General features: G+C 68.3%; 10 protein-coding genes and 3 tRNA genes. 5 read left to right on the top strand and 8 right to left on the bottom strand.

Annotated features, from left to right (window positions below):
* Position 1 precedes the first annotated feature (1 nt).
* The 4 genes from AC07PA_RS30680 to AC07PA_RS30695 are packed head-to-tail and all read right to left on the bottom strand — an operon-like array spanning position 2 to position 3,852.
* Positions 2-781 (bottom strand): SDR family NAD(P)-dependent oxidoreductase, encoded by a 780-nt coding sequence (locus AC07PA_RS30680; RefSeq protein WP_494610306.1) that lies wholly within the window; start codon positions 779-781, stop codon positions 2-4.
* Between the two features lie 11 nt (positions 782-792).
* Positions 793-1,707, bottom strand: coding sequence for a dioxygenase family protein (locus tag AC07PA_RS30685; protein ID WP_494610305.1), 915 nt, complete (start codon positions 1,705-1,707; stop codon positions 793-795).
* Entirely contained in the window at positions 1,704-2,789 is a 1,086-nt protein-coding gene (locus AC07PA_RS30690) for an amidohydrolase family protein (RefSeq protein WP_494610304.1), read from the bottom strand. The genes AC07PA_RS30685 and AC07PA_RS30690 overlap by 4 nt, the downstream gene beginning before the upstream one ends.
* Before the next feature lie 22 nt (positions 2,790-2,811).
* A complete protein-coding gene (locus AC07PA_RS30695) occupies positions 2,812-3,852 on the bottom strand; it encodes a porin (RefSeq protein ID WP_494610303.1) in 1,041 nt (346 codons plus the stop codon).
* A 77-nt stretch (positions 3,853-3,929) separates the two neighbouring features.
* On the opposite strand from AC07PA_RS30695, the gene AC07PA_RS30700 reads away from it, so the two are divergent.
* Positions 3,930-4,832, top strand: a complete 903-nt coding sequence (locus AC07PA_RS30700) for a LysR family transcriptional regulator (protein WP_494610302.1) — start codon at positions 3,930-3,932, stop codon at positions 4,830-4,832.
* A gap of 29 nt (positions 4,833-4,861) precedes the next feature.
* On the opposite strand, the gene AC07PA_RS30705 is transcribed toward AC07PA_RS30700, so the two are convergent.
* The 4 genes from AC07PA_RS30705 to AC07PA_RS30720 all read right to left on the bottom strand — a co-directional run bounded on the left by AC07PA_RS30705 (position 4,862) and on the right by AC07PA_RS30720 (position 8,428).
* On the bottom strand, positions 4,862-5,356 hold the full coding sequence (locus AC07PA_RS30705; protein WP_145699484.1) for a RidA family protein: 495 nt from the start codon (positions 5,354-5,356) through the stop codon (positions 4,862-4,864).
* A 59-nt stretch (positions 5,357-5,415) separates the two neighbouring features.
* Complete coding sequence (locus AC07PA_RS30710) at positions 5,416-6,750, bottom strand: amidohydrolase family protein (protein WP_494610301.1); 1,335 nt, start codon at positions 6,748-6,750, stop codon at positions 5,416-5,418.
* A 62-nt stretch (positions 6,751-6,812) separates the two neighbouring features.
* Positions 6,813-7,802 carry a Bug family tripartite tricarboxylate transporter substrate binding protein gene (locus AC07PA_RS30715; RefSeq protein ID WP_494610300.1) on the bottom strand — a complete coding sequence of 330 codons (990 nt, stop codon included), beginning with the start codon at positions 7,800-7,802 and terminating at the stop codon, positions 6,813-6,815.
* Positions 7,802-8,428, bottom strand: coding sequence for a nuclear transport factor 2 family protein (locus AC07PA_RS30720; RefSeq protein ID WP_494610299.1), 627 nt, complete (start codon positions 8,426-8,428; stop codon positions 7,802-7,804). Before AC07PA_RS30720 ends, AC07PA_RS30715 begins: the two co-directional genes overlap by 1 nt.
* A gap of 504 nt (positions 8,429-8,932) precedes the next feature.
* Here AC07PA_RS30720 and AC07PA_RS30725 point away from each other — a divergent pair.
* The 4 genes from AC07PA_RS30725 to AC07PA_RS30740 all read left to right on the top strand — a co-directional run.
* Positions 8,933-9,018: transfer RNA gene (locus tag AC07PA_RS30725), tRNA-Tyr, on the top strand.
* Positions 9,019-9,085: 67 nt separating this feature from the next.
* Positions 9,086-9,159, top strand: a tRNA-Gly gene (locus AC07PA_RS30730).
* Positions 9,160-9,223: 64 nt separating this feature from the next.
* Positions 9,224-9,298 (top strand) — tRNA-Thr (locus AC07PA_RS30735).
* A 79-nt stretch (positions 9,299-9,377) separates the two neighbouring features.
* On the top strand, positions 9,378-9,469 hold a 92-nt coding region (locus tag AC07PA_RS30740), incomplete at its 3' end, for a GTP-binding protein (protein ID WP_005434227.1).

The raw sequence follows: 9,469 nt of genomic DNA on the forward strand, positions 1-9,469 counted from the left end.
GTCAGCCGAGATGGCGGCCTCCGTCGGCGACGATCACGCTGCCGGTGGCATAGCGCAGCGCGGTGCAGCAGGCGACGATGGCGGCTGCCACGTCGTCCGCCGTGCCCACGCGTTGCAAGGGGATGGTGGGACCCACGCGGTCGTTGAAGGCCGCATCGCGCCCGGGAACGAAGGCCGTGTCGACCACACCGGGCGACACCGCCAGGCAGCGCACCTGGGGCGCCAGGGTCTTGGCCAGCGCGCGCGTCAGCGCATCGGTGCCGGCCTTGGCAGCCGCGTAGGCCAGGTTGCTGCCCAGGCCTGTGAAGGCCGCGATCGACGACACGTTGACCACGACCGAGTCGCCCGTTGCCTTCATTTGCGGTGCGAACGCACGGATGGCCGCAAAGCTGCCGCGCCAGTTGGTGGCGAAGATCTCGTCGATCAGCGCGTCGCTGAGACCATCCAGGTCGGCCGCAGGCACCGGGCGGGTGAAGCCGGTGCTGTTCACCAGCACCGTGGCGGCGCCCATTTCCTGCTCCACCGTCTGCGCGGCGTCGCGCAGGGCGGCGCTGTCGGTCACGCTGGCCTGCAGGGCCCGGTGCCCGCTGCCGGCCAGTTGCGCCAGCGCGGGCGCCGCCGCCTCGGGTGCGCTGCGCTGCAGCAGCACCACGCGTGCGCCCAGCGCAGCGATGCGCCGGGCTGTGGCCAGTCCGATGGCACCGGTGCCACCGGTGATGACGGCGATTTCGCCGTCGAGCCGCTCGCGCGGCGCGAAACTTCGGTTGTCGTTGTGTTGCATGGGGATGGAGGTCAGGGAAGGGGGCAATGGGGCAACTGCGTGGCCCCGGGTTCGAGGCGCAGTTCGATGTCCAGGGAGAAGCCACCCTGGCCATCGGGTTCGAAGCGGCGCAGCAGCGAGCCCACGGCACCGAACACCACGTCCTCGTGGGCATTCGGGTCGTCGATGTCGAAGTACTGCGTGGCCAGCACCTTGTGGCCTGCGGCCACCACGATGAAGTGCAGGTGGGCCGGTCGCATGATGGCGCGCCCCTGGGCCGCCAGCAGTTCGCCGCACGGTCCGTCCACCGGCACGGGGTAGCCTGCGGGGCGCACGCTGTGGAAGTCGAAGCGGCCCTGGGCGTCGGTCAGGAACACGCCGCGCAGGTTCATGTCCTCCTGTTCGGGGTCCTGGTTCTCGTACAGGCCCTGCGGCGAGGCCTGCCAGGTCTCCACCCGTGCGTTGGCCTGCGGTGCGCCGTCGAGCGAGCACACGCGGCCGCGCACATGCAGCGGAGCGCCCGGCGTGTCCGCGGTCGCGATGCTCTCGCCGCTGGCGCGCACCGGTTGCCGGGCGCGCCAGAAGGGGCCGACCAGTGCGGGCTCGGTGCCACCCTGGGCCAGGGCCTCGCGCGCGCCGCGCAGCTGGGCCAGCGTGGCCAGGCCCAGGATGTCGGCCAGCAGGATGCCCTCGTTCTTGTGCGGCCCGCTGGCCTGGCCGATGCGTACCAGGAAGTCCATGCCCAGGTCGAGTTCGGCGGACGTCAGGTCCACCTCCAGCGCGAAGGCATGGGCATGGCGGATGAGTGCGTCCATGATCTGCTTGAGCCGCGCATCCCGGGTGCCGGCATTGGCGCGCAGCACGGCGGCCAGCAGCTGTGCCGGGTCTGTTGCCGACAGGCCGCTCTGGGCGGGCAGCTGTTTCACCACAGGGGTGCCCGCGCTCATCGCAGCACCGCCTTGGCGTTGTCGCGGTAGATGGCCTGCAGCTCGCTGGCGCTCAGGCCGGATTTCTCCAGCCCTTCGACGATCCTGGCCGGATCGACCCACGGGAAGTCGGAGCCGAACACGATCTGCGAGGTCGGCACGATCATCTTCAGGATGCCGATGTGCACCGCATCCGCCGCAGCGGCCGTGTCGTAGTAGAAGCGGCGCAGGTGGTGCAGGCGCGAGTCGGGGGGCGCCACGCGCGCCAGCGATTCGGCCGTCTCGCCGACGAGGAAGCGCTGCGCCCAGATGCTGCCACCGCCGTGCGACCAGATGTAGCGCACATCGGGCGTGGCCTTGGCGGTGCCGCCGTGGATCAGGCTCACCATGGCCCGCGCGAGGTCCGAGCCCAACTCCACGAAGGTGGGCAGGATGCCCGGCTGGAAGTTCCACGCGCAGCAGTTGGGCGCGGTGGCATGGACGTAGACCACTGCCTTGCGGCGGTTGAGCTCAGCCCATACCGGCGCGAAGGAGGGATCGCCCAGCCACTTGTCGTCGTAGCTGGAGAGCAGGCCCACGCCATCGGCCTTGAGCACGTCGAAGGCATGGGCGATCTCGCGCAGGCTGCCCTCCACGTCGGGCAGCGGCAGCACGGCGAAGTGGCCGTAGCGGCCGGGGTGGTCGGCCTTCATGCGCGCGGCGAACTCGTTGAGTTCGCGGGCGGCAGCGCGTGTCTCGGCCACGTTGCCGAACCAGACGCCGGGCTGCGTGACGGAGAGGAAGGCCTTTTCCAAGCCGCCGCGGTCCATGGCTTCCAGGTCTTTCTCCACCGTCCAGGTCTTGAACTGGTCGAAGCCCAGCACCGGCTGCTGCAGGTGCTGGCGCTCCACCAGCCGCACCCACGCGGGCGAGAAGAAATGGTGGTGGAAGTCGATGCGCGAACCCTTGGCGGCCAGGGTCTGGGCGAGCGGCCGGCCCTCCGGCACGAAGCTGGTTGCGCCGATGGCACCCAGGGTGCCGAGCGAGCCGAACATGCCGAGAAAGCCGCGGCGCGAGGGCACGCGGGATGGGCTGCCGGCCGGGGAGGGGGACAGGTGGTCCATGGGGGAGGCTCCTGCTGCGGTTTCAGAAGTTGTGGCGGATGCCGAGCTCGACGCCTTGCGAGCGGGCGCCAGCCTGGGATGCCAAGGGCGGGGTGGTCGGCCAGTCGGCCACACCGGTGCCGCTGACCAACTGGGCCGAGGCCCCGCGGTTGCGGATGTGGGCATAGGTTCCGTACAGCGCCGTCCGCTTGGACAGGTGGTGCACGTAGCCCAGGGCCAGCTTGCTCCAGTCGTCGCCGCTGTGGCTGCGGTCGTAGTGGCTGTAGGCGGCGCGCCATTCGCCCACGCCATGGCGCAGCGACGCACCGATCAGCCAGGCGTCGATGCGTGCCCCCCGGCTGTCTTCTTCGCGGGCCCAGAAGGCCATGGGTGTGACGGGGCCGATGCGGTAGGACGCTGCCACGTTGGCGGCCTTGACCTGGGCCGCCGCGGTGGCAGTGCCGCTGTGGCGCCGGCCCACGGCGGCGGCGACGTTCAGGGCGTCGTCGGCGAAGCCCAGGCGCGCACCTTCGTAATTGTTGTTGCGGCGGTTGGCACTGTTGGAGGGCTCTTCGCCAAAGGCGTACTGCACCTGGCCGTACCAGCCGCCCAGCTGCCTGGGCAGCAGGTAGGCCAGTGCATTGCTGACGCGGATCGGTGCGCCCAGCATGCTGTAGACCGTGGGCTGGCCGATGCCGGTGCCCTGGAAGGGATCGAACCAGGAGGGGTTGAGGTTGGTCGCCGACATGTCGCGGCCCAGGCGCAACTCGCCGAAGCCGCCGCTCAGGCTGACGGTGGAACGGCGCTGGAAATTCAGTCCGGTCCCGCCCGTGTCGGGGGCGAGTGCGCTTTCGAGCCAGAAGCTGGCGGACATGCCGCCGCCCAGGTCTTCGGTGCCCCGAAAGCCCAGGCGTGCGTGGCTGTTGCCGCTGTAGCTCAGTGCGGTGAGGTGGGCATTGCCGTGCGAAACATGGGCGACACCCAGGTCGACCACGCCGAACAGCGTGACCTGGGTTTGTGCGGCGACGCCGCTACTGACCATGGCAAGACCCATGAAGGACAGGGCGAAGCAGGTTTTTTTCATGTGAGCGCTTCCGTGGAGGGGTGGGTGGGGACGGGGAAATAAATAGAATGAATGCTCGAAATTGATTTGAATTTCTTATGAACATCACCTTGCGGCAGCTGCGCGCCTTCGTGGAAGTGATCAAGAGCGAGGGCTTCACTGCGGGGGCGCGCAAGCTGCACCTGACGCAGTCGGCCACCAGCCTGCTGGTGCGCGAGCTGGAGTCGCAGCTGGGCCTGCCGCTGGTGGACCGCACCACGCGCCAGATCGCGCTGACCGACGCGGGCCGCGAGCTGTTCGAGAGTGCCGAGCGCATCCTTGCGGACGTGGAGCACGCGGTGGCGAACACGCAGGACCTGCTGCACAAGCGCCGTGGCCGCGTGACGGTGGCGACCACGCCCTTCCTGGCGGCCCACTTCCTGCCCGGCGTGATCGCGCAGTTCCAGGTCTCGCATCCCGCGGTGTCGGTGCGCATCGCCGATCTGCCCACCGAGCAGCTGGTGCGGGCGGTGGACAACGGGGACGCCGACATCGGCTTCGGCGTGTTTCCACAGATGGACGTCGCGATGGAGCGGGCGACTCTGCTGCGCCACAGCCTGGGTGTGCTGCTGCCCGCGGCCTGGCCCCTGGCGCAGCGGCGCCGGCGCATGGTCTGGGCCGACCTGGAGGGCCAGCCCATGATCGGCCTGGCGCCAGCGGGCGGCTTTCGTGCCTTGGTCGATCCGCTGGTGTCCCAGGGGGGCGAGACGGCGGCGCTGCGTTTCGAGGTCGGCCAACTGGGCACGGCGGTGGGGCTGGTGGAGGCCGGCCTGGGCGCGACCGTGGTGCCGGCCTACGTGGGTGCGTTGGTGCGCTCGACCCGCACGCGCTTTCGTGAACTGCACGACCCGGTCATCCACCGCAATGTCGAGCTGGTCTGGCGCGCCTCGCGCTCGCTGTCGCCCAGTGCCAGCGCCTTCCGTGCCTGCCTCGAAGACTGCTGCAAGCAACTGCAGGCCTGAGCGCGGGCGGCCGCTGGCGGGCCGGGGCGTCAACGCGCGATGCATGGCTTGGCCTTGCCGCATGGGTCACCGGTCACGGCCACGGCCTGGATCTCGATCAGCATGCCGGGGACGGCCAGGTTGGACACGGTGATCTGGGCGCTGGCGGGGAAGCGCCGGTCGGGGAACATCTCGGTGCGCACCTTGGAGAAGATCGCGCCGTTGCGGGCGTCGGTCAGGTAGACCGTCATGCTCACGATGTCCTGCAGGCTGCCGCCGGCGCGCTGGAGGGTCTGCTCCAGCAAGGCGAAGATGGTGCGGGCCTGGGCTTCGAAGTCGCCCTTGATGTCCTTGCCGTTCAGGTCCGTGGTGGTGGTTTCGCCTGCCAGCCAGATGGTGCGGCCGCCTTCGGTGACCACGGCGGGTGCATAAGACCGGCCTTTGGTCCTTTCGCCGTGCTCCAGGTGCTCGGCGGCCATCGCGGGGGGCAGGAGCAGGCCGGCCAGGGCCATGGCCGCCAGTGCGCGGGTGTATCGGTGTTGCATCGTGCTCTCCTTTGGGTGAGGGGCTGGCTCCGTTGCCGGCCCGGGTTGGGAAGTGGCGCTCAGGGCAAGGGGTGGCGGCGGGCCAGCGCACGCATGGACGCGGTGGCCCGGCGCACGATGTCGGTGCTGTCCCAGCGGGTGGGTTGGCTGCGGCGCAGCAGGACCCGGCCGTCGACCAGCACCGTGTCCACGTTGGCCGGCTGCGCCGAATACACGAGCGCATGGGCAGGATCGAAAACCGGTGCCAGGTTGGGATCGGTGGCGCGCACGATCTGGATGTCCGCGCGCTTGCCGGGGACCAGGGAGCCGATCAGGTGGTCCAGCCCGAGGTCACGTGCGCCGTCCAGCGTGGCCAGGCGCAGCAGGCGGCGCGCGGTGAGCGGGATGCGGTTGCCGAAGCGCTGTTTGTGCGACCACAGCAGGGCCCGCATGCAGGCGAAGAAGTCGGCATTGGCGGATGCGCCGGAGCTGTCCACCGACAGGCTCTGGTGCACGCCGGCCTCTTCCATCTCCTGGAACTGGATCACGCCGCGGTTGGCCTGGGCGTAAAGCATCTCGATCGTGGGCGAGCAGGTCATGGTGGTTCCGGCCGCTGCCAGCAAGGCGCAGTCCTGTGGCGCCATGCCCTGCGGATGGACCAGCTGCAGGTCGCGGCCCAGCAGGCCGTGCTCGGCCAGCACGGACACCACCCCGGGGCGGGCGTGCATGGTCAGCGGCAGGTTGAGGGAGCGGATGCGGGCGCACTCCTCAGCCACCACCTCTATGGGCACGGCGCCGCGCGGATTGCTCACAGGGGTGCGCACGGCTGCGCCGAGCGTGAGCAGCGGCGAGGGCAGGCCCTGCTGCTGCAGGCCTTCCAGGCCGCCCAGGTCCATGGGTTGGGCGAGCGGCTGCTCCTGCCCCCATCCGTAGGCGAAACGACCGCGCACGCCCATGTCGGCCATGGCGCGCAGTTCGGCGTCGGCGTGTGCTGGCGAACGGGTGTTGTGGGCCCAGTTGTGGACCGTGGTGATGCCCGACAGCAATCCCTCGGCAAGCCCCAGGCGCACGGAGCAATAGCTGTCGTCGGGGGTGAACAGCGGCCCGGTCCCCAGGGTGACGGGAAAGTAGCCGTGCACGGGGTCATCGCCACGCACCAGGGCGCGCAGGGCGCTGTTCCACAGGTGCCAGTGCGTGTCCACGAAGCCCGGCAGCACGATCATGTCCTGCGCGTCCACTTCGGGCACTCCCTGCACGGGAAGCTGGGGGCCGACCGCCACGATGGCGCCATCGCGCACATGCACGTCGGCACAGGGCAGATCGCCCAGCACGGGGTCCATGGTGAGCACGTGGCCGCCACGGATGATGAGCTCCTGGTCGAGGCCGGAACGGTCGGGCGAAGGTTTCGAAGGCACGAAGAATCTCCTGCACCACGCGCGGGTGCATAAGTCGCTGAAGGAAAAAGGGGGGAGGGGGCCTACTCGGCCTTGGCGCCCGAGATGCGGATCAGCTGCGCCTTCTGGCGCATGTCGGCCTCGATGAACCGCGCGAAGGCCGCAGGGTTCGAGAACACCGGCTCGAAGCCGCGCGCGAGCAGCACGGCCTCGCGGAAGGCAGGGTCGTTGCCGATGGCCGCGACATCCTGGTGGATCTTCTGCACGACGCTCGCGGGCGTGCCCCCGGTGGCGAACAGGCCGAACCAGGATTCGCCCGGATCGATGTCGGCCAGCCCCGCCTCGCGCAGGGTGGGCACATCGGGCATTTCTGCCAGCCGGGTGGCGCGTCCCACCGCCAGGGCCTTGAGCTTGCCGGCGCGCAGCAGGGCCAGGGCGCCTGACACGCCCGCCAGCGTGAGCTGCGTCTCGCCGGCGTGCACGGCAGACACCGCGGGCGATATCCCCCGGTAGGGCACGTGCACGAGGTTGCTTGCGTGCTTGGCCCGCAGCGATTCGAACAGCAGGTGTGGCAGGCTGCCGGAGCCGTAGGAGGCATAGCTCAGCGCATGGGTGCGCGACTTGACCAGGCCCATCAGTTCGGCCATGGTGTTCGCTGGCACCGAAGGGTGCGCAACGACCATCTGCGGCAAGCTCACCAGCTGGCTGATGGGCGCCAGCTCACGCACGGGGTCGTAGGGCAGCTTGTCGAACAGAAAGGGGTTGCTGGTGATGGTGGCCTCGCTGGTCAGCAGCAGCGTCAGCCCATCGGGGGCCGCCTTGGCGACCGCCGTGGCACCGATCAGCGTGGACGCACCGGCCTTGTTGTCGACCACGACCGGTTGGCCCCACTGCCGGTGCAGGCGCTCGGCCAGCATGCGTGCCACCAGGTCCACACCGCCCCCCGGCGCGTAGGGGACCACGATCTTGACGGTACGGGCCGGCCACGCGGGAGCTTGCGCCCACAGCGGGGCGCTGGCCAGGCCCAGTGCGGCCAGCAGGCACCGGCGGGTGGGGTTGATCAGGGGGCTCATCACTTGATGCTCTCGAAATGCCGGTAGGAGGGATCGCTGCGTCCGGTGTGGCCGATGACCTGGTAGCGCGACTTGACCAGCTCGGCGGGGACATCCAGCACGCGGCGGTAGTCGCTCACCGTGTGGCGTCCATCGAGCGCCCACTTGCCGTTGCGCCGCGACCAGGTGTCCAGGTAGCGGGAGTGCATCCAGCGTTCTTCGTAGAGATTGGGATTGCCTTCCTTGGGAACCAGCAGCGTGGCGGTGCCCGTGCATTCGCTCACGGCACGGTCGCCGTTGACTTCGATCAGGATGTTGGTGATGCGGTGGTTGTTGCCCGCCATCTCGTCATGGGCTTTGATCAGCCAATCCACGTAGGCCTCCCAGTGGGGGAAGTCACGGGTGCCAAAGCGCATCTTCGCGCCCGGATGGGCCAGCGACATCAGCATCTCGCGGTCACCGCGGTCCAGGGCGCGCGGGTACTTGTAGATCAGTTCCGTGATGGCCTGCTTGGCCAGCAGCCGGTCGATCTCGGCGGCAGCGGCACTCTGCGCATGGGCCTGCAGCGGCACCGCCAGGTGCAGGGTCAGTGCGGTTGCCAGGGACGCCAGCAGCAGGCGGCGCGGGGGTGGAAGCGGTCTGTCCATGGGCGATCTCTCCGTAGGGGGTTGTCGTGTAAGCCTCAGCCAGGGGGACGGGCTCCCGGCATGGGCTGTATTTCAATGCGTTCCATGCCATCTTTCAAACGATTAAATTCAATGGATTAATGAGTTAATTCAATACTTCGATCCGGCGCCTGTGCTGCGCGCACTGACGCGAGTTTCTGGACGCTGCACAGGAAATGGCTCTGGTGCGGCTGCCGGCAGGAGGGTGCGGGGTCCGGCGCTCGCGAGCAGGGGCCGGGGTCGACAGCGCACCTGCCGGGTGGAGGTCGTGCCGCTGGTGGGGCTGCGGCGGTTTTTTCCACACCAAAAGCCCGAACTTGGCGCCGGGGCATCTTCGGGTGGCATAGAATCGCGGTCTCAGGCAAAAACGCTGCCGCCGTCGCAAGCGGTGCCGCGCAATGTCTGGGGCGAAAAGTGGCGCTTGGATTTTTTTGGCATGTGCTTTTGCAGAGCGTAAAAATTCAGTGCTATAATTCGAGATTCTCCGGAGGGGTGCCCGAGTGGCTAAAGGGGGCAGACTGTAAATCTGTTGGCTTACGCCTACACTGGTTCGAATCCAGTCCCCTCCACCAGTAGAAGAAAATGAAAGCAGGTTGCGGTAGGCCCCTTGGGGCTGGGATCGCAGGGCCAGTTGGCAGTGCGGGAGTAGTTCAATGGTAGAACCCTAGCCTTCCAAGCTAATGACGCGGGTTCGATTCCCGTCTCCCGCTCCATTGTTCGGTTTGCTGGCAGGTTGAGAGAGAAGTTTTTTTTGGGGTTGCGAAAGCGGTTCCGATTGCCCATGTGGCTCAGTGGTAGAGCACTCCCTTGGTAAGGGAGAGGTCGCGGGTCCGATTCCCGCCATGGGCACCACCTTCAGGCGCACCCGAAGTCGTTCGGGTGCGCCGAAATTTCGTTGTGTAGTTTGTAGATTTTTTTCGGAGTCGGAAAAATGGCAAAAGGTAAGTTCGAACGGACCAAGCCCCACGTCAACGTGGGTACGATTGGCCACGTGGACCACGGCAAGACGACCCTGACGGCGGC

This window comes from Acidovorax sp. GW821-FHT09B03, assembly GCF_059418305.1.

What these genes read in the sequence shown, in the direction of transcription:
- AC07PA_RS30680 (WP_494610306.1), bottom strand. Translation starts at nt 781, where the DNA reads ATGCAACACAACGACAACCGAAGTTTCGCGCCGCGCGAGCGGCTCGAC.
- AC07PA_RS30685 (WP_494610305.1), bottom strand. Translation starts at nt 1,707, where the DNA reads ATGAGCGCGGGCACCCCTGTGGTGAAACAGCTGCCCGCCCAGAGCGGC.
- AC07PA_RS30690 (WP_494610304.1), bottom strand. Translation starts at nt 2,789, where the DNA reads ATGGACCACCTGTCCCCCTCCCCGGCCGGCAGCCCATCCCGCGTGCCC.
- AC07PA_RS30695 (WP_494610303.1), bottom strand. Translation starts at nt 3,852, where the DNA reads ATGAAAAAAACCTGCTTCGCCCTGTCCTTCATGGGTCTTGCCATGGTC.
- AC07PA_RS30700 (WP_494610302.1), top strand. Translation starts at nt 3,930, where the DNA reads ATGAACATCACCTTGCGGCAGCTGCGCGCCTTCGTGGAAGTGATCAAG.
- AC07PA_RS30705 (WP_145699484.1), bottom strand. Translation starts at nt 5,356, where the DNA reads ATGCAACACCGATACACCCGCGCACTGGCGGCCATGGCCCTGGCCGGC.
- AC07PA_RS30715 (WP_494610300.1), bottom strand. Translation starts at nt 7,802, where the DNA reads ATGAGCCCCCTGATCAACCCCACCCGCCGGTGCCTGCTGGCCGCACTG.
- AC07PA_RS30720 (WP_494610299.1), bottom strand. Translation starts at nt 8,428, where the DNA reads ATGGACAGACCGCTTCCACCCCCGCGCCGCCTGCTGCTGGCGTCCCTG.